Raw genomic sequence first — 24948 nt, forward strand, 5'->3', positions numbered from 1 at the left:
AGAATTCAGTCGATCCTGACAAGGCTTCGTTTATCCGCTGACTTGTAGATCGCTTCCATGAGCTTCATGTCGCGCAGACCTTCCTCGCCGGGCGTCCTTGGCGACCTGTCGGTGAGAACGCATTCCGCCATGTGATCCAATTCCAGAGCGAACTGATCTTTTGCAGGGATGTCGATCAACGTCTCGGTCTCGCGGCTCTCTGTTGCGCGACGCACTGTCAGCCGCTGCCCTTTATACGGATAGGCATTGTCCAACAGGAGATTACCGCCGTCCGAGTGGACCGCCAGGCGCGATGCCCTATGGATGCCGTAGCTGGTCGAAAGGTTGGCCATAGCGCCCGAAGGGAAACGCATGATCCAGGCGACGCTCTCTTCCACTTCCCGAAAGCGCGGATCGCCTTTGGTCGAGTGGATGCGAGCCTCGATCTCGACGGGCTCCTCGCCGGTGACGGCCCGCGCGGCGTTAAGACAATAGATGCCGACGTCCGGCAGGGATCCGCCGCCGGCCAATGCCTTGCGGAGCCGCCATTGCTCGGGATCTCCTTGATTCTGACCGTTGACCGATTCGATCAGCTTGATCGGCCCGAACTCTCCGCTTTGCGCACGACGAATGACCTCCAAATGATGAGGCTGGTAGCGGCAGCGATAGGCGATCATCAGCTTGACGCGGCCCGATGAGCACGCCTCGATCATCGATCGAGCATCCTCTGAACTCGTCGCCATTGGCTTCTCGCAGAGCACGTGCTTACCGATCGCCGCCGATCGAAGAACGTATTCCTTGTGCATCGAGTTCGGCAGAACGATGTACACGACCTTGACGTCTTCCATTTCGCGGAGCCGCTCGAGTTCCTCATAACCGAGCAGAGCTTCCTGTCGAACCCCATACTGGCGTCCAAGCATGGTCAGCTTGTCCGGCGATCCCGAAACCAGCGCGCTCAGGCGGCTTTTCTTCGCTTGCCCGAAGGCAGGCAGTATTTGCTCGACGGAGAGACGACCCAAAGCGACGATGGCGAAGCCTTCGGTCTCGTGGAACCTTTTGGATGCCACCGCTTTCCAGTCTTAGTGAGCACACCGACAGCATTTAGTTCAGCAGCCGCGTCACGCGCCGACAAAGCCGCAAGCTCATAAGGGTCGCAAGCCTTCGGCTTCGAGCCGTCGCCGCTTGACGCGTTGCAATGCCACCGGCGTTCAGGTCACGGCGCTTAAACCCTGCATTTTCTTGGCAGCTAAAGGCGCCCTGATGCGATCCGGAAGGAGCCGACGCAAGAGCCTGGGGCAGGTCGGGATGGGGGCGTTGCCGGCTTATCGAGAAACTCGAGTGCTGTGTTGATCTGCTCCAGCTGCTGTTCGATTTGCGACTGACCATCTGGATTCGCGGGAGTGTTGAGCTGCAGCAACAGTTTTTTTCTGCGCGATCGCAAGTTCTTTACTGCAGTCGACATTGCCATCCCGCTCTCCCTCAGACGTCTGGATTTGTGAGTTTTGGAGTTCGCCGGTTTGGTCGACTTTGATCTATATCAACAGAGCCCTCGTGGAGCACAAAAAGCTTGAAGTGCTGTCATTCTGGCCACTTACGACGGTGGTGAACGGCGACCAGGCGGCCCTGACGGTGCTAATCAAGATCATTGATCGATCAACGAAGCGACCTGCAAGTTTCCTTGAACCTCGGACAGCGCCTCTAACACCTCCGAACGCCCGCGACGCCTTCCAAGGTATGGAAACACATCGGTCGGGCCATGGCTAAGAAAATCAATTCTTTCGTCCAAAACCGATGAGAGCCGCTCCAGCCGCGCGTTCAGCATGTCGTCGTAAATTTCGCGAACTCGATCTGCGTCCATCTAAGCAATACCTCGGTGGCCGGACCTAACTAGCATGATACCGCTTGAAAAAGCATCCCGTTGTTCTCAGAGACAATGGCCTCAAGGTCAATTAGAAAATGCCGATGTAAGTGGTGGCGGATGGTGAACAGCAGGGGGGCAGCAGGCCGCTATGATTGCAGAACCGCACTACCTCCGTTCTAACATCCAGTGCGATCTAAATTCAGGGATCGCCCGAAGGAGTGTCGGAAGCTGGCTGCCATGACCGACGGCCGAGCCGGAGCGGCTTCCTGAGGTCGCCCGCACCTATGATGCTATCGCCGTAGAAGACGAACGGGCAAAGAGGACGGAGCACAATCGAAACCGGAAGGTCAGCTATCATTTTGCAAGTGGGAGCGCGATTTTGACCGCGACAGCGCGATCAGGGCCGCCCGTTCGTAGGCTTCCTTGTCTTGATTCATCCTGTTCTTCCAAGGTGTCGGCCAAAGCGCCAGTGTTCTTGAGTAGCGAGATAGGCCCAGGGTAGCAGGTCGTCGATCTGGCTATTCGGGTGATCGTTGACGATGCGGGTGATGACGTCGGCGAGATAGGCGTGGGGTTCGTCGCCCATGAGCTTGCACGTTTCGATCAGTGAGGCGATGTAACCCAGTGTTCGCCGCCGCCGTCCGACCCTGCGAACAGGGCGTTCTTGCGGTTGAGCGCGACTGGGCGTGTGAAAAAGCACCGAAGTGGGACCCCGCTACGTGAGAGCCAACCTGTTGATCTAGTTCGTGATCTGACATGAACGGGGTCCCGATCGGCGCCGATCCGGACCCCACCCCGAGCGAATTTCCTTGTGCTACATCAAAGCATTACGGTCGTTTCAGTGGGGGTCCCACTTCGGTGCTTAGTCACAGCCCACCGCCTTATTTTGGATCCCACGTCAGGTGCCCGTTGCGACATTCCGCAATTGTGAACCTCCGACCCGTCCTCGGATCGGCAATCTCTGTGATCCTAACGATCTCACCGTCGCATGAGTGCACTTACCATGCTTCGTTGCATGATCCAGATCCGGTGTCATTGTGGCTCCGCCAGATTAACGAACAATCCGTACCGGAGAGCTGCGCAAACAGATTAAGGCGATACACGTCGGCCGCGAGCCGCCAAGCCCACTCTTCGAGATGTAGATGTTCCACCGTCAGCGTCCCAGAGGTTCGCGGCGGAAGGGAAAGCTGAAGGCCGCGCCAATCAGCTAACCCATACAGGTCAGTGAAAAAACCAACCCACACTAGAAGGGCGCACCGCTCACAAAGCCCGGTGGAAACCGGCTAAGAATGTCCAGGGAGGTGCCGGCGACTCGGTGCAGTTGGGGCCTGGCGCTTTGGCCCGGTCGAGCCACACGGGGTTGCGCGCTTTGCTCGGAATGGACGGCTTCATGCGCCGCCTTCGGTCAGCGGTCAGCTCCGCGCGGTGGACTGGCGTGAAGTCCCGCCGAATAAGTTCTCTTATTCCGGTCGAACGATTGAGTGAGAACAAGTCGTTACAAGCAGCAACGTTCGGCTGCATTGCCAATCTTTTCCCAAAGCCGGCTCAGTCACTTTGAGAGGAGTGCCGATCGCCATAGTGGCACCAGCCGCCACTAGAACAACGGCTGTCAGTGCGAACATTCGAGAGGTCGTCCAGCTAGGATTCATGGTGCTTCCCTCCACCTGAAGCGCGCACACTATGGTTGGCGATATCTGCCGCTTGTGAACTACTTCACACAATGCGCATCACACCCGCGTGCAGGAGGTCCAGCAGCGTGAACAGGCGGGCCGCTTTCCCCTTAGACTATTCGTGTTTCTGTCATCTAAGTCGGACAGAATAGAGCGCCGGGATTTAAAGACCCGACCAGGGAAATATCAGTGCCGCCGGGGCGAGGATACTCCGCTCTAGCGGCGCTGTGGAATGCTGCCTCGGGGCCGTTCCATCCCCGTGAAGCAATAAACGGAATAAATTTTGTGCCCGTCAAAGGATGATGATGATGCTTGATGAGCAGTTGGCTCGCGTGCGAACGCATCGAAACAACATTCAACGCTATCGCCACTTATTGCAAACCAGCCTGACAGACTTTGAGCGCCAATTCGTCGACAAGCGCTTGAGCGAAGAGAAATCGAAGCTCGAGAGATTGACCAGCTCGTTTTCAAACGAAGCAAACCGCGACCGATCACCAGGCCCGGACAGCCGCTTGACTTAGCTCGATTCAAGCGGTTGAACTGTTGGCCCGCCAGACGCGGGCCGTCGAGCCGACGTTTGGTGTTAACTCTCGCATTTTCGTCGCCTCGGCAAAACCGCCCCGGTGGGCACCTCTAGCAACGAGCGAGCCTATCACCTCGTACTCAAAGACCACGCCGTTGTGACGACTTGTACTCACTCGAACGTTCGGCCCACTGGGGGACGTCCCCTCGAGAAAGGAGTGGAAGGCCGCCCGCATCTCGGATCGCCTTCCCTCAGGGATAAAAACATCGATCCAATTTTTGCCAAGGAGGTCCTCGGGCCCGGAATAACCGAGGACGCTGCAGCCCATTCGGTTGATTAGCGATATGGTTTCGTCGACTGAAAACACCATGAGCATGACGCCAGCCACATCGAGATATCGCTGCGCAATGTTCCGCTCACGCTGGGCATGCTGAGCCACAGCTGCATGCCTTTCGATCTCCTCTTTGGCGCGGCGAATCTCAGTGACATCGACAAAGGAGGTGGCGAGCGCCGCGTTGCCGCCGATGTCCATAATTGTGCCGCGCACCTCCAGCTCGATGGTGGAACCATCCTTACGGACTGCGTGCACGTAATATTCCGAAGTGAACGTCTCTCCGCGCAGCCGTTGCTCCATGCGCTCGCGAACCGCATCGCGCTGCCCTTCGATGACCAACTCCAATGGGCTGAGCCGCAGGAACTCAGACCGGGGGTAACCAAACAGTTCGCAGCATTTCCGGTTGGCGTAGACGATCCCCCGTCGACGGCTACTGTCACACCAACGAGGGTGTGTTCTGCCAGCTCCTCAAATATCGCAGGAGAGTGAGCGCGGTTGGCCGCCGTCGCTCGTCCAGCACCTGATAGCTTCTGCAACCCTTCGCGTGTGGCCAGGGCGACGAACAGCGCTAAGCAGGCAGTGTGTCGGTCATGGCGCATCGGAACCTATCTTAGCAATGCCAGCGGACGAAAGGTCGAACATATGGATCCGACGTGATCTATTTGGTTGACCGTCGCCACGTAGCCGGCGCAGTCCCAAACGCCTTCTTGAAGGCGCGGGAAAAAGCGGCGTCGGAACTGTAGCCGACCATATCAGCAACTTGTGCAAGAGATGCGTTGGTATTGCGCAGCTTCTGGGTCGCAACCTGCATGCGCCAACTGGCGACGTAGTGCATTGGCGGCATGCCGATCAAGCCAATGAAGCGGTCGGCCAGCGCCGACCGGGAGAGGCCGACCTCGCGGCTAAGATCATCCACGCTCCAGGGCCGCGCGATGTCTCGGTGCAGCAACGCCAGTGCCCGCGCAACGTGCGGGTCGCGTAGACCGGCGAGCCAACCGGTTTGGCCGTGGGGCAGGCTTTCTGCGTAACGCTGCACCGCTTCAACGAACAGGAGCTCCGAGAGCTTCGCCAGCACGGTCTCCGAACCTGGGCGGCCGGCGGCGACCTCATCGGCGGCATATTGAAAGGTCGAGCGGATCCATTCTGCTGCCCCGCCTTGCTCGGCATCGAGCTTCAGCAGCGACGGCAAGGTGGAGATCACCGGATTGTCTTCGGTACTGTCGCAGCCGAGGTACCCGCATATCATCCGTGTGCGTTGTCCACCACCGCCGTGATGGATCGTGAACAGCCCGCCTTCTTTTGGCGGCTGGATAATATCACTGCCAGCTACCGGCGGCAGGTTCAGGTCGCTACCCACCAGATGCAAGTCGTTTCGCGGCAACAGAACGACGTCGCCAACTCCAAGTACGAGTTCTTTTCCGTCTTCGCCGTCAACACGGATGTGGAGCTCGCCCTCGACGACGTAGTGATAAAGAATCATGTGCGACGTTGGCCCGAGTGCCGGAGCGCAGTGCTCTGGTGCGACGCGCGCAGCCATACACCATGGCGCGGAGAAATCGGCGTGCAAGAATACGCCGCCGGTCAAATGCGCCACTCTCAGAACGTCGGATAATGCATCCATGCCGACCTAACTATCAGAAGCCGGTGTTCCAGTCATGTCTCAAGGTAGCCCGATCATAGACCTTGGCGCGTCTGGCGACCTATAGATCGCTGCATCAGCCGATCACTGGCATGTGCCATCGGCGCGCCACTTCGCGAAGGGAGATCGAAATGAACGTGATAAGCAGCATCTCTGACAGCAACGAACGATACGCACGCTGTATTCAAGCGTCCAAGCGAGTGCGCTGGGACATCGACAAGGATGTGATCCGAGGGCGCAACTTCGATAGGGCCCACAAGTTTCTGCCGGACGGCCTTTCCTGGCGGATGCGTTCTCGACCCTGTCGGCAGATGAAAAGCGTTACGTCAGCCAGATCCAGGGCCGCACCTACGCCAATATCTTCGGGCTGGTCGAGCGCTTCATCAATGCCAAAGTCCTGGAGTTGAGCGAGGACCACTGGTTCGGCGATCAGGTCGCGCTCGAGGCGCTCGTGCGGTTCAGCGACGAAGAGTTGAAGCACCAGGCGCTGTTCCGTCTTGTCGACGCGATGGTCGGTGACATCCTGCCCGACGGCTATCGCTTCGACGTCGATCACAACGCCGTCGCCCATGCCGTGCTTGGCAAGAGTACCTGGGCGGTGTTGGCACTGACGCTGGATATCGAGCTGTTCACCCAGCTTCATTATCGCCAGAGCATCGACGCCGATCCGCACCTCTCCGAGTTGTTCCGGGACGTGTTCCTGTTTCACTGGAAAGAGGAAAGCCAGCACGCGATCCTCGACGAACTCGAATGGGTGCACCACGACACCGGGTTGACGGTGGAGGAGCGTGATATCGCTGTCGACGAGTTCATCGAATTGGTCGCCGCGGTCGACGGCATCCTGCAGGCCCAGGCCAAGGCCGACGCCAGCTATTTCACCGCAACCTGCGGCCGCGCGGTCCGGCACGCGGAGGCGCGGGCGATCGAGGCCGCATTCCTCAAGGCGTACCGCTGGCAATACATCCACTCGGGCGCACAGCACCCGCATTTCGGCAAGGTGCTCTCGAGCCTGATCACCGAAGCACAAGGCCGGCGCATCCAGTCGGCACTTGCGACGCTGAACTAATCCAAATCTCAAATCCGATTCCAGCAGAGGAGTTCCACGATGAACACACAAACCAAGGCTGTCCAACCCACCGTCGTCAACGGCATCAATGTCGACGACCTGCTTGCCCTGATCGAGGGCGTGAGGCGCGACCCGGCCAAGGGCAAGACGAACTGGCGCGTAACCACGACCTGGCAGGGCCAGGCGCGCAGCCGCGCGGAAATAGAGAGTTTCGAGATCGGCGCAGACAAAGTGCCGCGCCGGTTCTCGATTGACATCGACGAGCCGCTTCAACTGGGCGGATCGAACGGCTTCGCCAATCCGCAAGAACATCTGATTGCGGCGCTCAACGCCTGCATGACGGTCCGATACGCGGCGCAGTGCGCGGTGCGCGGAATCACCCTCGAACGCCTGGCGATCCAGACCGACGGCGAGATGGATCTGCGCGGTTTCCTCGGGATCGATCCTGCCGTGCCACAGGGCTACGAGAATCTGAACTACACGGTCCGCATCAAGGGTAATGGCACCACCGAGCAGTTCGCGGAAATCCACCAGGCGGTCATGGCAACCTCGCCGAACTTCTACAACATGTCGAGACCGGTGACCCTGAAACCCGAACTCGTGGTGGAGTAAACGAACGAAGTGCGCTGCGTGCGTTCGAGCCGCCCTACGATTGCGCCGAAGAGAAATTTATCGGTGATCTGACTTTTCCCAATGCACTTGCAATGAACAGGAGTTTTACAATGCGAACGATAAAGGCAATTCCCACGGTGATGCTTGCTGTGTCGCTTGGGACCGGGGTAATCCTGGCGTCAGAGGCTGCGTGTGCCCGCGACGGCGGTCATCAAGGACATAACGACCGTCAAGACCATTATGACAGGCGAGGCGGCAACGCCGAACGTGTCGCAACTCCTCAGTCCGCGCATTTCGGCGATACCGGCAAAAGGGACAGGGGCAAGGTGACCGTGACCAAGGCCGGCGCCGGCGATCAACCCGCCGATCCATGGTGGCAATCCCCGAGAGGCCCGGTGGTTAGACAATCGAGCCAAACCAAACGCAGAACACCAGGGAGCATCATCATGAAATGTCTTTGTAACGTTCAGGACAAGAAGACAGGCGGTATCCCGCAACAGGAATTCACCGAGGACCAGTTCTTCGAGCAATTCGCGGCGCTCGAGGAGGGACTTGCCCTCATTCAAATTCAGCTGCGCGATTTGTCCGACAACGCCAAACTCTTCGGCAGTCTCGTCAGGCATATGCGGCGATCGGCTTGTCCCGTGACGCTCTCGCCAAAATAGGGCGTGAAAAGCCTTGAGCGCAATCCGAACCGAACGGCTCTCCGGCGAAGACATCGTTGAGCCTGCTTTCGAAAGTAAATCGGAAGTTGGATCGCGGGCCTGCCAAGGGCAGCTTTTGGCGCAAAGCAGCCGGTCGCTATCGTCAATGCATGAGCGCTGGAGGCGCCCCGACGCCGCCCATCAACGAAGGGATGGGAAGGGCGCTATGTCGCAATCCGAGGAATCGACTGACACCGGTGCTACGGGCGACCCGATCAACGACCGAACACAAAAAACTGGACCCATGTGCATCAGCCGTAGGCTTCTTGAGCCGTGTGCACATGGGGCCGGTCTGATTGTCGCCGCGTTTTCGGCCAGAAACATCCTGCGATGCGTCAAGCCCACCAGCGATGGTGGTCGCGATACCGCGGCGGCTTTCGCTTGCGGGAAACCGCGCTTACTTCTTCATCTTCTTGGTCTTCTTGGCGACTTTCTTGGTCGCCTTGGCAGTCTTCTTTGCTTTCTTCGCTTTTTTTGCCATGTCTTCCTCGTGGGGTTGGTTGGCTTCGAATGTGCGGACGCTGCGAACCAGCGCAGCGCGCCATCAAGCTAACACGAAACTAGCAAAAACTATACCACGTTAGATTAACGCGCGTCCTTGAGCGTTCCAGTCTTACGATCATGAGTGGTGCAGACCTCCCGCCGACGCGCGGGCTACGCGATAACAGCGATGGTGGCAATGACGCTCCACGATGCGTCGAAGCCGCCGGTGGCCGTTAGAGTTCGATCTGCTCGGCGATATTTAGAGCGTCATCTACGTCAATCCCGAGATATCGGACGGTGCTCTCCAACTTTGTATGGCCGAGGAGAAGTTGCACGGCGCGGAGGTTTCCGGTTTGCGGTAAATCTGGGCGGCCTTCGTCCGCCTCATGAGATGCGTGCCATAAAAGGCTCGCTCCAAGCCGATGCTTTCGACCCAACGGTGCACCAGCCGGGCATATTGTCTAATTGATATGTGAGGGCTCGCATGGAGCCGACTTGGGAACAGGTATCGAGAACCGGCGGCTCGGAGCGATGGTAGCCAGGCTTCGACGGAATTCCTCGACTGCTCCGTGATCTCGAATTGGACTGGCCGACCAGTCTTCTTTTGTACGATCGTTGCTCGTTGCCGCACTCTTAACCCAGAGCAAATGTCGTCCAGCCGTAATTTGAAGATCGCAAGCGCGCAGCTTGCTGTCGATTGCTAGATTAAAGATTGCAAGATCGCGCTTTGATCTTGCGATTTCTAACCGAACTCGAATCGACCATACATGCTTCGGTTCGAGAGGCTTCTTCTGGCCGACGAGCAATCCTTTGTTAAGGTTGACGCCTGGAGCTGACACGAAGTACAGGCATGGGGATCCTCCGCCATCCCGCCCACCGCGTCGCTCTCTTGTGAGCGGTTCATTCAATGACAGCGACCATTTTTGCGCGTTTATGTGAAGGCGCGGCAGGTCACTTCTGGCGCAAAGCAGCCGTTCCGAATGGGCAACAAGGTATGCCCAACCGTGCCATAGCAGAGGTTTAGCACCTTGGACGGGGCAAAGTGATCAGCAGCTCAGCAGGGTCGCCATCCGATGCCGGTCGATGATGTTCGTGTCGGGCGGCAACGGATGGCCATCCAATTCGGCCAGCTTTGCTGCAACATGCGGTCGAGCGATGACGTCCTGAGGCAGCGCAACGCACATTGCGATCTCAAGCATGCCACGGAACACGTCGGCGTCCTGTGATGCAGCAACAAGAAGCCTGGCCATCATCGGGTTGGGTGCGGGCACCGGTGTACCCTCTTCTAAAGCGTTCATCTCGGTGATCCGCGCGCGATCCGCAGCGATCTGATTTCGATAGAATGGGCCGACCTCGCGCTCGGTTTCCACATCGTAGTCCCGGGCGAACGCTTCGGGATCGGTGATTTGTCGGCGCACCACATCGCGGAGCACCTGAGCGTGCAGAAGACCTACGCTCAAGCCCCGTCCGCCGGACGGGTTGGTGCACGCCCATGCGTCACCGACGGCGGCGAATCCAGTGATGACGGGCTGACCGTCGATGACAAACCGCCGGTGCCTATCGAGAACGCCTGCGAGCAGGTGAACGGGTGAGATCGGCTCACCATCAAGCCAATGCGCCTGCTGCGGGCAGGCGGAGACGACGCGATGGAACGTGGTCGCATCACGCAAGGCGCGCATCGCCTTGTTCTTCGAGGAGGTAAACAAAGTGACCGACCAGGTATCATTGTCACCGTCCAGTGTAAGAACCGAGAACAGGCCCATCGATGTGAGCGTGCGGCCCATCCTGCGAGGCCGCTGACGTCCCGAATAGTATCGCGTAAAATAGACGAAATTGCAGTCTGCGGCTTCCTCGACCGGACTGCGGCCACCCGCGCCGACGATCCAGTCGTCGGCCGGGCTTTGTCGTCCCATGGCGTCGACCACCATGTCGGCATGGATATGTTCACCAGATGTCGTGCGCACCCCCACGACGTGCGGCACGCCGGGCACGGCCGATGCACCCGTGATCAATTCGCGAACTTTAGTTCCCCGACGAATGGTTACGTTCGGCGCGGTTTGCGCCACCGCAGCCACCGCCCATTCGACGATCGGCCTCCGACCGGCGACGCAACGCATCATTTTATCGCCGGCGCGTGGCGCCCTGTCCGCTATGGTTGGGGGCAGAGATTGACTGTCGAGATTATCCACCCAAACGCACCCCGCGCCAAGCAGGTGATCGGTCAGCGCAGGCAATTCGCTATCGCTGATCATCCGAAATCGCGAAAGGAGACTGTGGGGTTGCCTGAATTGCGCAACCCCGGGGCGTTCCCACAAATTCCACCCCTCGATGGCGGCAGCAGGTTGACCTGCCGGGTCCGCCTCCAGGACCGTCACGCGATGACCGTCGCGACCAAGCATGGTCGCTGCGCATAATCCAATCACGCCGCCGCCGCAAATAAGGACTTTGCTCATCCGTTCTAGCCTGCTTATTGAGTTTTGGCGGACCACGGGGTGCGACGCTATTCCGTCGTCATCTCCGGTGAAACGAGGGTGCCGTCAGGCGATTCAAGGGCGTCAGTTGCCACCGATCTCATCAAGCAATAGCCATCTCGAACCGTCGAAGCGTGCCATCCTGGCTTTTCTCCACCCAATCCGCGCCGATGGAGACACGTTGATGGTCACGCCGGGCAAGAACATTGGAAGTTGCAAACCCCGAATGTTGGTTGCCTGACGGATGAGATTCTCGCGAGTGAGATCGTCACCGCAGTTCTTTAGTACCTCGACGATCATCTGAGCGGTCGCGTATTCGAAGACCGTGTTCTCCAGTGCTTCATTGGGTGCCCATTCCTTCATGAAGGCCCGATACTCCTTCATGCCTTCATCGTCGTCCCAGATCGGGTTTTCCGGCGATTTGAGCCAGAGCGCCGTCACCGCCCCCGTAGACGCAGCAAGACCCGCCGGACGCAGGACCGTGGCGATGCCGCTGGCGCCGGCCAGCAACACGTGTTGGACCTTCCAGCCGAGTTCGTGGGCTTTGCGGATTGCTTGCGCGGCAAACCGCGCGTTGGATGCATGAAACAAGGTATCGGCACCGGAGGCCTTGAGCGCCACGATATGTGAATCGATGGTCGGCTCCGTGATGTCATAGGCAGCCTCTCCAACGATCATGGCCGACGCCTTTGGCCCGAGTGCTGCCTTGAAGCCGGCAAGCTGCCCTTTTCCCAGGTCGCCATTTTCATAGATGACGGCGACCTTTGCGTCGGGCCCCGCTCGCAGAATATACTCCGCGTAGATCCTGGCTTCGACGGGTTGAGGCATCATGAACGTTGTCGTCCATGGCAGGTTTTCCGGATCATCCAGCTTGGGTGTACTTGCAAGAAGGAGGATTTGCGGGACCTTCGCACTGTTCAGATACTTGGCGACCGCAAGGTTGGTCGGGCCGCCCATGGACCCGACGATCGCCAGGACACCATCGCTTTCGACGAGCCTACGAACCTGCTCCGCCGTCTTCTGTGGAGCGTACGCGTCGTCGAGCGATATCAGCGTCACCTTGCGGCCATTGATTCCGCCAGACGCGTTGATCTTTCTCAAATACGCCGCTTCCACCCGGCCGAAACTGCTCAGATTGGAGAGCGGGCCGGTGTAAGGCAGAGTTTGGCCGATCTTGATCTCGGTATCAGTGACGCCGGGGCCATATCGCTTATCCGCACCCGCGACTGAGGAAACGCTGAAAATTGAAACACTTAGCGCGACGAGAAGAGCCGGACGAATCATCGGAGCCTGCTTTGCGTTGACCGCCCTTCGGATCGCTGGTGGAAAGGTTTGCTATCCCGGGCCGCATGATGATGCTGTACAATTGCCGTTGCGTCCCGAAACCTGGCCGATATTCGGCCGATATTGTTCCGAATGGCTCCGCGAGGCTTTTTTGCTCAAGTCATCTCAGCCATCGATCGTTCTCGGCGACCGGACCGTGGATTTGGCTCGCGAACTGCTGCTTGACGGACGCGGCGACATCGTGCCGTTGCGTCCTCAAGCTTGGGCGGTGCTGCGGTTCCTTGCGCAGCACGTTGGGCGCCTGGTGCGTAAGGAAGAGATTCTGGATGAAGTGTGGTTGAACTGCGAGGTCACGGAAGACTCTCTGATCCAAGCGATAGGTGACATCAGGCAAGCCTTGGGAGAGGCAGGCCGATCGGCCGTGAAAACTTTGCCCCGCCGGGGCTACATGCTGATCGTAGATGGTGCTTCGATCGACGGCACACTCTCTTCGAACGTTGCGAGATCGTCGATGCCGGACCACGTTGAAGAGCCGCCGGCTTCATCTTCTATCCCACACCTATCGATTGTTGTTCTACCTTTCGTCAATATCGGCGGCCACCTCGAGCAAGAGTATTTCGTCGACGGCGTGACCGACAGTCTGACGACTGACTTGTCCCGCATCGCCGACGCGTTCGTCATCGGCCGCAACACTGCCTTTACGTTCAAGGGAAAAGCGGTGGACGCGAGAGCGATCGGCCGTGAATTAAATGTGCGTTATGTTCTGGAGGGGTCGGTGCAGCGCGGCGGCAACCGTTTTCGCCTGAACGTCCAGTTGACCGACACGGAAACTGGAGCACAAGTGTGGGCGGAGCGCTTCGACAAGGCGGCCGCTGACCTGCTGGACATGCAGGATGAGATCGTATCACGGCTCGCCAATACGTTGAACGCCGAGCTCATCAAGGCCGAGGCGCGACGCGCGGAACGGTCGCTCCGGCCGGACGCTATGGATCTATATTTTCAGGGGAGGGCTTTTTTTAGCAAAGGAATAACGCCTGCGGTGATGGCGCGAGCAAGAGAGTTCTTCGTGCGCGCCCTGACACTGGACCCCGACAATGTTGAAGCAGCGGTTGCCGCGGCTCATGTCAATTTGTCGATAGGTTCTTCCTCCATGGCCGACGACGGACCGGCACATTTCAGAGTCGCGGAGAAGGCACTGAACGATGTGTTGTTGCGGGTGCCGAACCATCCTCGAGCTCATATGCTTCTTGGCGCGGTTCAAATCCGGACAAACCGCGCTGCCAAGGGTATCGCTGAATGTCAGCGGGCGTTGGCGCTCGGTCGAAATTTGGCCGATGCGCATGGGTTCATCGGGCTTGGAAAACACGCGCTGGGGCGTGGCGAGGAGGTCGAGGGGCATATTCAAGAAGCGTTGCGATTGTCCCCGCGCGATTCGCGTGCCTTTCTTTGGTTCATGATTGTCGGGATGGCCAAGTTGGTGACCAACGCAGACCTTGAGGCGCTCTACTGGCTTCGCCGGAGCGTTGAGGCCAACCCCAATTTCGCGCTGTCTCAGTTTCATCTGGCTGGCGCGTCGGCCATGATGGGAGATCTCGCGGACGCGCAATCCTGTGCCGAGACCGGACGGGCTCTTGATCCCAGCTTCACTATTCGTCGATACGACATCAGCGCCAACTTCCTTTCCGACAATCCGGCATGGATCGCCATGCGCCAGCGCCTCTATGAGGGTATGCGCCTAGCCGGCGTACCGGAGGAATGATGTAAGATAGGGCTGAGTAAAAAGCCAAACCTGGAGGGAATGACCGCTTTTGGCGGATTTTGTTGCAATACTCGATAGACAGTCACGCATTAGCCGAAAATCCCGTGCGCGATCAATAGTTTCCTGCGGTTTTTCGGGATGATTGTCACGGAGGAAAATACGTCCCAATCTACGGGCCAATCTACGAGGCGCACAACTCTTCCACACATCGCAACAAACCCCTGTCTCGCAGGGCTTCTGGCTCTGGTTGCAACCTCCCGATCTTCAAGCACTGATCCCTTCTCGATGCGCGCTCAGACGCGTCAGGGACGCGCGCTGATGCGTCGGAAGGGCTGGGCGCGTCATTCGATGCGCGACGGGACAGACGCGCACCACGGGGCATCCCTGCGCAGTCAAGACGTTCGAAGGGACCGTAGCGCTATCGCGCTTGCGCACGGTCTGGCGGATCATCCGGGCGCTGTTCTGGATTTAGCTCGGTCTCCAAATCATCGCTTTCATCGCAAATCGCTTCTGGGACCTCGCGCTTCTTTGGCGATATCAGAAGTTGCTTCCGCATCTGGGCGAGGCGGGCACGGCAGAACTCTCCGTAGAGGTGATCAAATAAGGCGGGCATGTTATCTAGCCTCAGGCCATTTGAGCTGAACTGCAATGAGCCCTCTTTATCATTTTTCTTCGGCTGAAGATGTGAACTGGATCACGGTCATGTTGCCGCTTTTGGCGGCAAACGCTCAAATGAAGCTGGGGTCCTCTGAGAGGGAAACAAATGGGGGGACCGCGCGACGGCACTCTTTCAATATATTTAATCCGGACGTTTTCCGGGTTGCGTTGCGGATTGGTACAAAATTCGATGCGCTGATAGTGGATGACCGCGACGCGTGGCCTCCTGTGCGCTGGCGTGGCGGGCTTCTGTGCGGGCTTCCTGCGGCCTCGACGCTGGCGCGATGGTGGCGCGCTCGACGCTGGCGCTGCCGTCGCGCGTGACGATGACGCGATGCCGCGATGCCGTCCGCTGCCGGGGCGCCGAGACGCTGGCGCGCTCGGCGTGGCGATGCCGTGATGCCCGTTCGTTATGCCCTTACGGTTTACGTTGGCTCACGATGACAGTATCGCCGATTTCGAAGGACATCAGGTCTTCGCCAACCTGCAGCGGACCGTCATAGGTTTCGCGCGTTCCCGCCACGATATCATCAACGGTTGCCCGAGGAACCTTGTCGCTTGAGAGAAAGACCAGATGCGAGTAGACGGCCAGCTTTGGCTTGGCCAACGAAAAAACCTGTCCAGCTTCCCGAGGGCTCGTATGGTGGTCGACGACGCGCTGGATGAAGAGATTTGCCAGCAGTTCAGGTCTGACGATGCAGACCTCGTGAATCAGCAAGTCGACGCCGGTGCCATATTTTATGACGTTTTGGTCATACCGGGTGTCGCCCGAAATCACCACTGCGTGACCTTTGTATTCGATACGATAACCCACGGCGGGCTTAATGGCCGCTCCGTGATCAACTGTGAAAGCAATTACTTTCACACCGTCCTTGTCGTAGACGATGCCATCCTTCTCGAACTCCTCCACGACCGTTGCGATGCCCCCGGGCGGCAGCTTTTCGTCCTCCAGCCGGATTTTGATGTCGAGAGCGTAAGCACTTTCCAAGTTGGCCATCAGCGACTTTGCGCCAATCGGGCCAATCAATCGGAATGGCTGCTGCCGGGTGTTCCCCAACCATCCCGTGAGCCAGATGTCAGGGATGCCCGCCGTGTGGTCTGAATGATAGTGGGTAAGAAAGAGCACATCGATCTTTCCCTCGCGGAAGCCGAGTTGCCGCACCCGGATCGGAACGCCCCGTCCAGCGTCAAAAAGCAGCTTCTGATTTCCGGCTTCTACGAGCGTGCTGGGACCGAACCGATCCGGATCGGGGATCGGTGTGCCGGTGCCGAGTAACGTGACCCTAAAATCGCTCTCAGCTTTGACCTGTGTACTGACTGTCGCGCCAAGAAGGAGGGCCAACAAACCGACGAATGAGGCTAACGCCTTGGACATGATCGCAACCTTTCGTTGGTGATCAAAGCAAGAGCCTCATCTTTAATTGTGGGGCAGTCAATGCGTCATAAGCGGACACCCCATCGTGGATGGCTCCCCCTGATAATGCGATTCCCGCTGCCGGTGAGCGGGATGCCTCTCACGGCGCGACGACACTGAGCCATGCGGGGACCGCAGCCTTTCGGTGGATCATCATGACGCCCGAACACACAATGGCGGCTTACATCGCCAAGGAGGATCGCAAGGCTTCGCCTACTAACGACGCAGAGGCGGCGGCGCTCCTTTCTTCGATGAACGCATACACCGGTCGATACCGCATCGAGCGCGACAAATTCATCACGACAGTGGATGGCGCGTGGAACGAGATCTTCAAGGCGCGTGAGCAAGTTCGCTATTTCGCCTTAGACGGCGACGAGCTAACGATCAGAACACCCGAACAACCGAGCGCCACGCTGCCCGGCAAGCGGGTGATCAGTACGCTTCAGTGGAAGCGCGAGAAGTAGGTTAGATGGCTCGCACCGGGTCGCGGTGATGACGCGATGCGCGCGAGCGCTTGCGATGGTGACGCGGTGGCGTGACGCCTCGCCTGTCGTGATGCTGGCGCGCTCGCCGTGGTCATGGCCCGTTCCATCTCCTCCGCCAAGGGTCGCATCAAATCAAACCAGAGCGGGCGCACAATCCAGCGACGCTGTCGGTGTCAATATCCAGTTCATATTTCTGACGAAGTAGCGCGGCCATTGGTCTTGTCGGGAAAATTGCGTGCAGTTCGCGAAAGTAATCTTCGAAACCGGCGGGTGAAATTACTTCGATGATTTCGCACGGGGCGTCGCCCGCGTTCCAGAACGTGTGCCACTGCCCTCGTGGCTTAAACACCCATGTTCCCGGTTCGGCTGTGACAACGTCGTCGCCGAGCAACGCCCCGAAGGTGCCGGTCAAAACATACGAATGCTCTTCTTCGCGGTGGTGACGATGCAAGGGCGCTGCCAACGTGCGGGGTGGTAACTGATGATGAACTACGGAGAAGCGGCCACCGGTTTGAGGACCATCGATCTTCCACTGCGTACCGAGGCGGCCGGTGTGGAATTTCTCACCGGCCTCCAGCGGGATCAACAGTGGACCGGACCAAAGAGGTGATCGACCCTAAAATTCGCGTTCCATGTCGTCGAGCTCCCTTAATGTGCGCGAACGCCCTCACAATAAGGCCTTTCCTGAGAAATGTCAGTTGGATGCGCGACGGCTGGCGGTGACCGTCTGACGATGGCGTCCCTCCGCAAGATGGCGTCCCTCCGCAATCGGTCGGGCTGCAGGTACTGTGAAGCTCGTGGGAGGGGGCGGGGACCGCGCGACCGCACCCATTGAGAATATCTGGTTCGAGAAAATCCGTTGTTGCAGTTGCAGTTGCCTGGGGTGCCGCCGCTATACCTCGATCTTCTCTTTCGCAAGAACGCGCTGAACGGCAGGACGCTGCAACAAGCTGTCTTTGAGTGCCGTAAAGTTCTTCAGTTCCTGCATCGGGTACCCCCTGCGCAGTCCCCACACGTAGAACACCAGCAAGTAGGGATCGGCGACGGAATATTGATCCCAGAACCAGCGTCGTCCCGCCAGCCTGCCGTCGATCTGCTCGAGATACCCGTCGAAGGTCTTGCGACCCGCATCTTGTATCAATGGATGCACGGAGGGCTCTGCTGCGTACCGTTCCGGACGCCACATGTGGGCCACCGAGGGATGAACGCTGGTCGCCAAGAAGCCAATGAGTGAGAGAACCCTCGCTTCGGTGATCGGGTCCGTTGGCCATAGGCCAAATCGCTTGCCGAGATACGGCAGGATCGCTGTGTTCTCGGCCAGAGGCTCGCCGTCGTCGAGAAGCAACGTTGGCACCCGCCCTTGCGGGTTTAGCTTCAGGTAGGCTTCGGATCGCTGCTCGGCATCGGCAAAGTTGACCCGTTGCGCCTGATATTTCTCGCCACTCTCCTCAAGTACGATATGTGCTGCTATCGAGCACGCGCCCGGAGAGAAATATAACGTCAGCATGAGCTTGCCTCCCCAACCTGCCTGCGCCCTACAGGGGTGCGGGCTATCAAATCATGACAAACCGAGGCCGGGTAGTCCCGATGTTTGCTCGCGGGCCGTTCGCGACCGGTGTTGAGCCAGCAGCACGGTCGGGAATGGTCCGCTATGCCGCCAAAGGGTAAATAAGCTAATTACCGCGACGCAACAGGAACAAACACGATTACTGCGACCGTCCCGATTGATCGCCCGTCCGTCGCCAAGCCTTTCTCTCGACCGCGATCCAGAAAGCCCTCGACCGTCAGCGCGTCGGCACTGGCGCATCTCGATTGCAGCCGGACCTACATCGGCAAGCTCGAAGCCGAAGGCGTGATCCAGCGGCAAGGTGGTGGCTTCCCGCTCGACCAGAGCCGCGTTGCCTACCTGCGATACTTGCGGCGCGAGCGGCAGCAATCGCCGCGCGGTGAAGCCGATGCTGCTCACGTTGCGGCCAAGACCGAGATGTTGACACTGCGTTTGATGGAGAGGCGGCGCGAACTCGTGAGCCGCGAGGCGCATGAAGCCATGATCGACCAGATGGCTGGTCTTGTGTTGACGAAGCTCGGCGGTTGGCCTGCCCGCATTGCGGGTGCAGACCTTGGCCTGCGACGGAGAGCCGAAAGACGTGCTGCGCGAGTTGCGCACCGAGATTGCAGAAGCCTGTACCAAGCTGGCGGAATGAAGAGAGTGAGCCGCCGCTCAATGAGCAGGACTGACCGGCGCGTCCCCGCCGTTGTGCCCGGCGCGCCGTAAACCGCTATCCGTAGCGGCTTGCCTGTCGATCGTGGCCCGGCGATCCTCTCCGTCAAACCGCTTAAAATCGGCAGTGAAGAAGGCGCAGTCTGTGTTTCGGCATGGAATAAGACCCCGTATTCGGGGTAATCGGCATCCAATCGGCTTTGGACGCCGATCGGGGGTCCCAGTCCAACGCCGATTGACAATACCGCTTACGGAGCGGCTCCGATGCTGAACTGGCTGGTCGAGGAGAAGGGCATCGCGCCGCTTATCCCTGTGTTCGATAAGTCGAAGCGGGATGATGGCACCTTCTCGCGGAGCGACTTTCGATATGATCCGACCGGGGACATTTACCACTGCCCGGGTGGTAAGCGGCTTGGAACGAGCGGTACCGTGCACGAGGGCAAGACCCTTCTGTATCGTGCAAGCAAGCTCGACTGCGATGTATGCCCGCTCAAACCGCAGTGCTGCCCAAAGGAACCATCACGCAAGATCCCGCGCGATATCCATGAGCATGCCCGAGACGTTGCCCGGTCGTTCGCTGGCACCGAGGGCTTCGAGCTCTCTCGGCGTCAGCGCAAGAAGATCGAGATGAGGTTCGCACACTTGAAGCGCATCCTGAAAACTTGGTCGGCTCCGATTGCGCGGCCCGCAAGGTGCCCAGGATGAGTTTGTTCTAGCCGCCATCGCCCAGAATCTGAGGCGGTTTGCATCGCTGGTCGCACGACCGCCACCGGCTCAGGTTCTGCGCATCGCGTAGCGTAGCGTCAAGTTGCGTAAAATGCGTCAGGGCCAGCGCTTCAAAGCGCGGCTCAACGAAAGGCCCAGCGGCCAAATCCATTGCAGCCTACTTTTGCACAAAATCGGCGCAAAGCTGCCATTCACACAAAGGGATATCGTGGTCGATTGGAATGAGTGGAAAACGTCGTTTCCAACGGGCAGGGAGATTCTAAGGCCGACCCGTGCTGCTCTTTCTCACTCCTTTCTGCGCCATCCAGCGCCCGAGACTTGAACCTCAGGGGACGCACGGACCAGAACCAATTACTTGTAGCGAGAACCGTAGGTGTCGATGTGCTGGGATGAAAAACGGCTTATACATCAATGGGGATTGACTGACACTCTCTCCGCCACAGCTCGTTCTGGATTTCGGCCCGTCGTCGCTGGCCTCGGCCCAGTGGCGTGTGTGGACCGGGTATTCTTTCCACAACAGAAGAGCCGTCCGCCAAGTCCCGCGGCGTGTGAGCTCGGACGAAAGCAGAGCTCATGCTTTAACCTCCGGTATTGACGCGCAACGCGTTCAAGTGAACCTGATCCACACACCGTTTAACCCGACCGGGGTAGGGCTGTTCAGTCCAGAGCTGATCTGTGAAATGGACTTCCTGGACATTGGCCAGCCGCAGGCACATCCACTTGCTTTGTTGCGCCTCCGCCGGTTTGCTGAACCCGTCCACGACAAACGCAAACGCGTCAGAACGTCTCGGTAATCTTGCTCAGGCGAGGTGGACGATCCGGGTCAAATCCGCAGGCCCGGGCTGTCTGCTCGATCATCCGATAGGCCGGAATCAGCATGGTCATCGGGTCGGTGGCGGGATCATCCGCGGCCAGCCAGGGCAGCGAGCCACGCGGTCCGCCGCATAGATGAAGCGCGATTTTTTGCCCGCGCAATTCTTCTGCCAGCGCGTCCACCATGGCCGCCGTTTCATCCATCAGGCGCATCACGATGACCGGCGTGCGCGAGGATAACGCGGCGCGCGGCCCATGCTGCAGCTCGGCGGCGCTCAGACCAATGGAAGGCAGGCGCAGGATTTCCGAAAGTTTGAGCGCGATCTCCCGCGCCGAGCCCAGGCCTAGGCCTCGCGCCGCCACAAACACCGCTGACGCTTTGGTGAGATCGTCAGCAATTCCGGACCAGTCGAGCGGTAGCGCGCAGTGCAGGCGCTCGGGCAGCCTGTCGAGGGCTGATCGCAGCGCATGATCTCCCGCCAGCTCGGCAACAAGTCCGGCGCCGGCGGCCATCGAGCCGATCACGGTCTTGGTCGCCGCTACGGAGTGCTCCTGGCCGGCTTCGATCGGAAGAACGAATTCCGCTTCGTCAGCCACCGGCGACGACGTCGCATTGACGATGGCGATGGTGCGAGCGCCCGCGGCGCGCGCCGACCTGGTCGCCGCGACAAGATCCGGGCTGCGCCCGGATTGCGAGATCACGATGAACAGCGCATGGCGCAGCATCAACGGCGTGCGAAAAGCCGTGATCACCGAAGGAGCGCTGGCTGAAACGGGAAGGCGGAGCCGCGTTTCGACAAGGTATCTCAAGTAAACCCCGGCATGCCCCGAGCTGCCCCGGCCGCACACGACGCACAGGGGCGCACAGCCAATCCCAATTCGCTGTGCGATGTCGCGCGTGGCCGGGCGATTGCCAAGGCTTTTGGCGACAACATCCGCGCTTTCTCCGATTTCGCTCGCCATCGCGGATGTCGTCACGGCTCGACCGCTCCGCCTTGCTTGCGCGCCGCTGCCTTGGGATGCTGATCACGATGCGAGTCACGATCCCCGGCGAGCTCGGCAAACACGCGCCGAAGATTGCCGTCACAGTTTTCCAGGATGGTCTCGGCATCGACGCTGTCGACACCCAACGCCAGCAGGCCTGCCGTCTTGATGTCTCCCTCGGCCTGCTCAAGCCAGTGTGCCGCGTGCGACGGATCACAGTGCGCGATTTGCGCCACCATGGCCTCGGCGCGCCGCTTCAGCTTGGCATTGGTCGGCTGCATGTTCACCATCATGCCGCGGTACACCCGGCCAAGGCGCAGCATGATTCCTGAGGAGATCAGATTCAGCACGACCTTTTGCGCGGTGCCCGCCTTCATCCGCGTGGAGCCGGCGATCAGTTCGCGGCCGGTCTCGATCAGCACCGGAAACTTTGCCGACGCCAGCAGTACGGTGCCGGGATTGTTGGCAACGCCGATCGTCACTGTACCAAAAGAGCCTGCCTGCTGCAGCGCCGCGACCGTGAATGGCGTTGTTCCGCTGGCGGCAACGGCGATCACAACGTCGTGCGGCGTGAGCCGCGCGGCATTGATCTGTGTGACCGCGTCATCGATATCATCCTCAGCACCTTCGATGCTGGTGACGAACGCGCTGTCTCCGCCGGCGACGATGAAGTGAACGCGCTCGCTGGGCCATGCGAAGGTTGGCATCAACTCGGCGCCGTCCTGGACCGCCACGCGGGCCGAGGTGCCAGCGCCGACATACACAATGCGTCCATGATCACCCAGCGCCGCTTGGGCCGCCTCGGTCGCCGCAGTAATCGCGGGAAGGGCATGGCCGATCGCCGCGACTGCCGCAAGCTGGCCCTCCCACATCGCTTCCATCGCTGACGCGAGCTGCCATGCATCGAGATCGGCAAAGCGGGGATCGACTTCTTCGGTGGCCATATAGTTGATCCATGCTCCATCAAACGCGGAACTTTGAAGCCTGCTCATGATCAGCTTCTCTCTTGGGCAGGTCTTTGTTGGGCAACTCAAGCCGCCCTCGCGCCACCAGCAATGCGCCGGCCGCCGCGTCGGCATCAGGACACCTCAGGCGCGCGCGCAGGTCTGGCGTCAGCCACGGCGTAATGGCATCCGCGAGGCCGCCTACCAGCGAGAGCCGGTCAATTCCTCTCGCCAGAAAAAGATCAAGCAGATCGCCAATGGCATCGGCCGCGCGTTCGACAATGCGACGGCCGACCGGATCGCCCTGATTGGCGTGCCGCATCACGATCGGCGCGAACGCTGCGTAGTCTGCGGCCTTGGCTTCTTCAGACCAGGCCACCGCCTGATAAGGATCATGATCGAAGGCGCCCAGCACCTCTGAAAGCAATGGGGTCAGCTCGCCGCGGCGATCCGCGGCCCGCAGCGCCAGTCGAACAACCTGCAGGCCGATGTCGGCACCGCTGCCTTTGTCCGACACGGGAAAGCCGTAACCGGCGAGACGGACTTCGCGGCCGTCGATCAGGCCGACACCCACCGAGCCCGTGCCGGCTACCACGATGGCCCCGTCCGCACCGCTATGGGCGCCGAGACAGGCCGCCAGGCCGTCGCTAATGAAGATGATCGACGCAAAGGGATGCGCGATCTTGTTGAGCGCCGCTTCCGCACCGCGGCGACCGAGACCGGCAAGGCCGATTCCGGCGTGCATCCGCGCGAAATCCTCGCGCGTCAGTCCGGCCTGTGCGGCTGCCGCTTCAGTGGCTTCCATGATGGACCGCCAAGCATTGTCAAAGCCAATCCGCGTCGTGGCGGGCCCGGCGCTTGCTCCACCGAGTACCCTGCTGCTTTCGTCCTCGATCCGGGCGCGGCAGCGGGTTCCGCCGCCATCAATGCCGAGATACGTGGTACCTTTTGTTCCCATGGATAGTTAACGCGGAGGTTTCTTTCGGGGTCCCGCCGAAGCTGCCTGGTGTACATTTGAGGGCCTTATGGGACTCGCCTCACGAGTCCGTGACTGCCATTCTCGGATCAATACAGATGGGCAACGCTGGTTATTCCGCTCCCACGATTTCCGCGCAGCACATCTTTGATGGTGCCGACATGCGCGGGCCGGGGTCGGTCAGGATCTCGCAGGGGCGGATCGAAAGCATCACCTTCGGCGAGCCGGAGGCGCGCGCCTCAATCCATCTTCCTGCGGACGCGATTATTGCGCCCGGATTCATCGATATCCAGGTGAACGGAGGCGGCGGCCTTCTTCTCAACGACCAGCCAACGGAGGCTGGCGTTCGACGCATCGTGGAGGCGCACCGCCAGGCGGGGACCACGGGCTGCTTGCCGACCCTCATCACAGATCGCAGCGAGGTCATCGAGCGATTGGCTGTGGCCGCGGAGGCTTGTCTCAAGATTCCCGGCGTTCTCGGCTTTCATCTGGAAGGACCGGCCCTCAACAGGTCTCGCAAAGGCATTCATCCGGAAGCCGAGATACGCGTGCCCGATCAGCGCGATCTCGCTGCGATCAAGAGTTTTGGGGGGTGCGGCCGCTCCATGGTGACCTTGGCTCCGGAATGCGTGCCCGCATCCATGATCGATGAATTGATCGGCGCCGGATTGCGTATCGCGGCCGGCCACAGCGACGCCACCGCAGCCGAAATCGGGCAGGCGGTCGATCGCGGTGTCTTGGGGGTGACTCATCTGTTCAATGCCATGTCGCAGTTGAACGCCCGGGAGCCGGGCCTGGTGGGCGCCGCGCTTTGGGATGACCGGCTGTTTGCAGGGATCATCTGCGACGGCATCCACGTTGACCGTGCCTGCTTGCGCGTTGCCTTCCGTTGCAAGGGACGCGATCGATTGATGCTGGTCACCGATGCCATGCCATTGGCGGGCACCGACGACCGGCAATTCATGCTGCACGGAAGGCCGATCACGTTGCACGAAAACCGCCTGACGGGCCCCGATGGCACACTCGCCGGCGCTCACCTCACCATAATCGAGGCGGTGCGCAACGCTGTTGCGCTGCTCGAAATCTCCCTTGTCGATGCCCTCATCATGGCTTCTCGGACGCCCGCGGCATTTCTGGGCCTTGAGTCCGAGCTTGGACGGATCGCGCCGGGATACCGTGCGGATTTGGTCGCCTTCAATCGGAACTTTCAAATCGTCGGCACGTGGGTAGGCGGTGTCGGTTCGATGGGCAGAGAACTCCAGGCTGAAGACTGAAGGAGAGGACACAAGTCGGCGATCGGGTTCATAGCGGACGATCGACTCGCAACCACGACACTGAAGCGG

At 59.6% G+C, this 24948-nt stretch carries 21 protein-coding genes and 4 pseudogenes; 9 read left to right on the top strand and 16 right to left on the bottom strand.

The features are described from left to right. Nucleotides 1–5: 5 nt before the first annotated feature. From ABIB66_RS00085 to ABIB66_RS00095, 3 genes and pseudogenes are all read right to left on the bottom strand, one after another. A complete protein-coding gene (locus ABIB66_RS00085) occupies nt 6–1046 on the bottom strand; it encodes a Gfo/Idh/MocA family protein (protein ID WP_354210900.1) in 1041 nt (346 codons plus the stop codon). Between the two features lie 575 nt (nt 1047–1621). After that, a complete protein-coding gene (locus ABIB66_RS00090) occupies nt 1622–1837 on the bottom strand; it encodes a hypothetical protein (RefSeq protein WP_354210899.1) in 216 nt (71 codons plus the stop codon). A 436-nt stretch (nt 1838–2273) separates the two neighbouring features. Continuing rightward, nucleotides 2274–2527: pseudogene (locus tag ABIB66_RS00095) on the bottom strand (transposase domain-containing protein); the annotation flags it as partial. Nucleotides 2528–3818: 1291 nt separating this feature from the next. Here ABIB66_RS00095 and ABIB66_RS00100 point away from each other — a divergent pair. After that, nucleotides 3819–4031 (top strand): hypothetical protein, encoded by a 213-nt coding sequence (locus ABIB66_RS00100; protein ID WP_354210898.1) that lies wholly within the window; start codon nt 3819–3821, stop codon nt 4029–4031. A 6-nt stretch (nt 4032–4037) separates the two neighbouring features. Here the strand turns inward: ABIB66_RS00100 and ABIB66_RS43530 are convergent, their stop codons facing one another. From ABIB66_RS43530 to ABIB66_RS00110, 3 genes and pseudogenes are all read right to left on the bottom strand, one after another. Beyond that, complete coding sequence (locus ABIB66_RS43530) at nt 4038–4472, bottom strand: PAS domain-containing protein (RefSeq protein WP_502917415.1); 435 nt, start codon at nt 4470–4472, stop codon at nt 4038–4040. Between the two features lie 30 nt (nt 4473–4502). Continuing rightward, nucleotides 4503–4787 (bottom strand): annotated as a pseudogene (locus ABIB66_RS43535) (PAS domain S-box protein); the annotation flags it as partial. 238 nt (nt 4788–5025) lie between these two features. Next, nucleotides 5026–5988: an AraC family transcriptional regulator gene (locus tag ABIB66_RS00110; protein WP_354210897.1), complete on the bottom strand. Its 963-nt coding sequence runs from the start codon at nt 5986–5988 to the stop codon at nt 5026–5028. Between the two features lie 421 nt (nt 5989–6409). Between ABIB66_RS00110 and ABIB66_RS00115 the strand changes: the two genes are divergently transcribed. From ABIB66_RS00115 to ABIB66_RS00130, 4 genes are all read left to right on the top strand, one after another. After that, nucleotides 6410–7072: a hypothetical protein gene (locus ABIB66_RS00115; protein ID WP_354253970.1), complete on the top strand. Its 663-nt coding sequence runs from the start codon at nt 6410–6412 to the stop codon at nt 7070–7072. Nucleotides 7073–7111: 39 nt separating this feature from the next. Next, the gene (locus ABIB66_RS00120) at nt 7112–7684 is read left to right on the top strand and encodes an OsmC family protein (protein WP_354210895.1); all 573 of its coding nucleotides are present in this window, start codon (nt 7112–7114) and stop codon (nt 7682–7684) included. Between the two features lie 110 nt (nt 7685–7794). Beyond that, complete coding sequence (locus tag ABIB66_RS00125) at nt 7795–8349, top strand: hypothetical protein (RefSeq protein ID WP_354237407.1); 555 nt, start codon at nt 7795–7797, stop codon at nt 8347–8349. Nucleotides 8350–8554: 205 nt separating this feature from the next. Further along, nucleotides 8555–8941, top strand: coding sequence for a hypothetical protein (locus ABIB66_RS00130; RefSeq protein WP_354253972.1), 387 nt, complete (start codon nt 8555–8557; stop codon nt 8939–8941). Nucleotides 8942–9104: 163 nt separating this feature from the next. Here ABIB66_RS00130 and ABIB66_RS00135 read toward each other — a convergent pair. From ABIB66_RS00135 to ABIB66_RS00145, 3 genes and pseudogenes are all read right to left on the bottom strand, one after another. Continuing rightward, nucleotides 9105–9710 (bottom strand): annotated as a pseudogene (locus ABIB66_RS00135) (tyrosine-type recombinase/integrase). Between the two features lie 207 nt (nt 9711–9917). After that, nucleotides 9918–11324 carry an FAD-dependent oxidoreductase gene (locus ABIB66_RS00140; protein WP_354210892.1) on the bottom strand — a complete coding sequence of 469 codons (1407 nt, stop codon included), beginning with the start codon at nt 11322–11324 and terminating at the stop codon, nt 9918–9920. Between the two features lie 102 nt (nt 11325–11426). Continuing rightward, entirely contained in the window at nt 11427–12626 is a 1200-nt protein-coding gene (locus ABIB66_RS00145; RefSeq protein ID WP_354210891.1) for an ABC transporter substrate-binding protein, read from the bottom strand. Nucleotides 12627–12642: 16 nt separating this feature from the next. On the opposite strand from ABIB66_RS00145, the gene ABIB66_RS00150 reads away from it, so the two are divergent. After that, nucleotides 12643–14385, top strand: coding sequence for a winged helix-turn-helix domain-containing protein (locus ABIB66_RS00150; RefSeq protein WP_354253974.1), 1743 nt, complete (start codon nt 12643–12645; stop codon nt 14383–14385). Nucleotides 14386–15460: 1075 nt separating this feature from the next. On the opposite strand, the gene ABIB66_RS00155 is transcribed toward ABIB66_RS00150, so the two are convergent. After that, a complete protein-coding gene (locus ABIB66_RS00155) occupies nt 15461–16417 on the bottom strand; it encodes an MBL fold metallo-hydrolase (RefSeq protein ID WP_354210889.1) in 957 nt (318 codons plus the stop codon). Nucleotides 16418–16506: 89 nt separating this feature from the next. Here ABIB66_RS00155 and ABIB66_RS00160 point away from each other — a divergent pair, with 89 nt between their 5' ends. Next, nucleotides 16507–16920 (top strand): lipocalin-like domain-containing protein, encoded by a 414-nt coding sequence (locus tag ABIB66_RS00160; RefSeq protein WP_354210888.1) that lies wholly within the window; start codon nt 16507–16509, stop codon nt 16918–16920. A gap of 148 nt (nt 16921–17068) precedes the next feature. On the opposite strand, the gene ABIB66_RS00165 is transcribed toward ABIB66_RS00160, so the two are convergent. From ABIB66_RS00165 to ABIB66_RS00175, 3 genes are all read right to left on the bottom strand, one after another. After that, nucleotides 17069–17527, bottom strand: coding sequence for a cupin domain-containing protein (locus ABIB66_RS00165; protein WP_354210887.1), 459 nt, complete (start codon nt 17525–17527; stop codon nt 17069–17071). 306 nt (nt 17528–17833) lie between these two features. Then, entirely contained in the window at nt 17834–18448 is a 615-nt protein-coding gene (locus tag ABIB66_RS00170; protein ID WP_354210886.1) for a glutathione S-transferase family protein, read from the bottom strand. A gap of 51 nt (nt 18449–18499) precedes the next feature. Further along, nucleotides 18500–19108, bottom strand: a complete 609-nt coding sequence (locus ABIB66_RS00175; protein ID WP_354253975.1) for a hypothetical protein — start codon at nt 19106–19108, stop codon at nt 18500–18502. A gap of 294 nt (nt 19109–19402) precedes the next feature. Here ABIB66_RS00175 and ABIB66_RS00180 point away from each other — a divergent pair. Then, nucleotides 19403–19958, top strand: a pseudogene (locus ABIB66_RS00180) (transposase); the annotation flags it as partial. 707 nt (nt 19959–20665) lie between these two features. Here ABIB66_RS00180 and ABIB66_RS00185 read toward each other — a convergent pair. From ABIB66_RS00185 to ABIB66_RS00195, 3 genes are read right to left on the bottom strand one after another with little or no spacing between them, the layout of a single operon-like run. After that, nucleotides 20666–21664 (bottom strand): SIS domain-containing protein, encoded by a 999-nt coding sequence (locus ABIB66_RS00185; RefSeq protein ID WP_354210884.1) that lies wholly within the window; start codon nt 21662–21664, stop codon nt 20666–20668. Between the two features lie 11 nt (nt 21665–21675). Then, nucleotides 21676–22629, bottom strand: a complete 954-nt coding sequence (locus ABIB66_RS00190) for an N-acetylmuramic acid 6-phosphate etherase (RefSeq protein ID WP_354210883.1) — start codon at nt 22627–22629, stop codon at nt 21676–21678. A 19-nt stretch (nt 22630–22648) separates the two neighbouring features. Beyond that, nucleotides 22649–23587: a glucosamine kinase nucleotide-binding domain-containing protein gene (locus ABIB66_RS00195; protein WP_354253977.1), complete on the bottom strand. Its 939-nt coding sequence runs from the start codon at nt 23585–23587 to the stop codon at nt 22649–22651. A 116-nt stretch (nt 23588–23703) separates the two neighbouring features. On the opposite strand from ABIB66_RS00195, the gene nagA reads away from it, so the two are divergent. Continuing rightward, nucleotides 23704–24879 carry an N-acetylglucosamine-6-phosphate deacetylase gene (gene nagA, locus ABIB66_RS00200; RefSeq protein WP_354210881.1) on the top strand — a complete coding sequence of 392 codons (1176 nt, stop codon included), beginning with the start codon at nt 23704–23706 and terminating at the stop codon, nt 24877–24879. Nucleotides 24880–24948 lie beyond the last annotated feature (69 nt).

The sequence above is a fragment of the Bradyrhizobium sp. F1.13.3 genome (genome assembly GCF_040548265.1).
Classification (GTDB): Bacteria; Pseudomonadota; Alphaproteobacteria; order Rhizobiales; family Xanthobacteraceae; genus Bradyrhizobium.

What these genes read in the sequence shown, in the direction of transcription:
- ABIB66_RS00195 (WP_354253977.1), bottom strand. Translation starts at nt 23,587, where the DNA reads ATGGGAACAAAAGGTACCACGTATCTCGGCATTGATGGCGGCGGAACC.
- ABIB66_RS00190 (WP_354210883.1), bottom strand. Translation starts at nt 22,629, where the DNA reads ATGGCCACCGAAGAAGTCGATCCCCGCTTTGCCGATCTCGATGCATGG.
- ABIB66_RS00155 (WP_354210889.1), bottom strand. Translation starts at nt 16,417, where the DNA reads ATGTCCAAGGCGTTAGCCTCATTCGTCGGTTTGTTGGCCCTCCTTCTT.
- ABIB66_RS00130 (WP_354253972.1), top strand. Translation starts at nt 8,555, where the DNA reads ATGTCGCAATCCGAGGAATCGACTGACACCGGTGCTACGGGCGACCCG.
- ABIB66_RS00125 (WP_354237407.1), top strand. Translation starts at nt 7,795, where the DNA reads ATGCGAACGATAAAGGCAATTCCCACGGTGATGCTTGCTGTGTCGCTT.
- ABIB66_RS00160 (WP_354210888.1), top strand. Translation starts at nt 16,507, where the DNA reads ATGGCTCCCCCTGATAATGCGATTCCCGCTGCCGGTGAGCGGGATGCC.
- ABIB66_RS00090 (WP_354210899.1), bottom strand. Translation starts at nt 1,837, where the DNA reads ATGGACGCAGATCGAGTTCGCGAAATTTACGACGACATGCTGAACGCG.
- ABIB66_RS00110 (WP_354210897.1), bottom strand. Translation starts at nt 5,988, where the DNA reads ATGGATGCATTATCCGACGTTCTGAGAGTGGCGCATTTGACCGGCGGC.
- ABIB66_RS00140 (WP_354210892.1), bottom strand. Translation starts at nt 11,324, where the DNA reads ATGAGCAAAGTCCTTATTTGCGGCGGCGGCGTGATTGGATTATGCGCA.
- ABIB66_RS00120 (WP_354210895.1), top strand. Translation starts at nt 7,112, where the DNA reads ATGAACACACAAACCAAGGCTGTCCAACCCACCGTCGTCAACGGCATC.
- ABIB66_RS00185 (WP_354210884.1), bottom strand. Translation starts at nt 21,664, where the DNA reads ATGGCGAGCGAAATCGGAGAAAGCGCGGATGTTGTCGCCAAAAGCCTT.
- nagA (WP_354210881.1), top strand. Translation starts at nt 23,704, where the DNA reads ATGGGCAACGCTGGTTATTCCGCTCCCACGATTTCCGCGCAGCACATC.
- ABIB66_RS00100 (WP_354210898.1), top strand. Translation starts at nt 3,819, where the DNA reads ATGCTTGATGAGCAGTTGGCTCGCGTGCGAACGCATCGAAACAACATT.
- ABIB66_RS00170 (WP_354210886.1), bottom strand. Translation starts at nt 18,448, where the DNA reads ATGCTGACGTTATATTTCTCTCCGGGCGCGTGCTCGATAGCAGCACAT.
- ABIB66_RS00145 (WP_354210891.1), bottom strand. Translation starts at nt 12,626, where the DNA reads ATGATTCGTCCGGCTCTTCTCGTCGCGCTAAGTGTTTCAATTTTCAGC.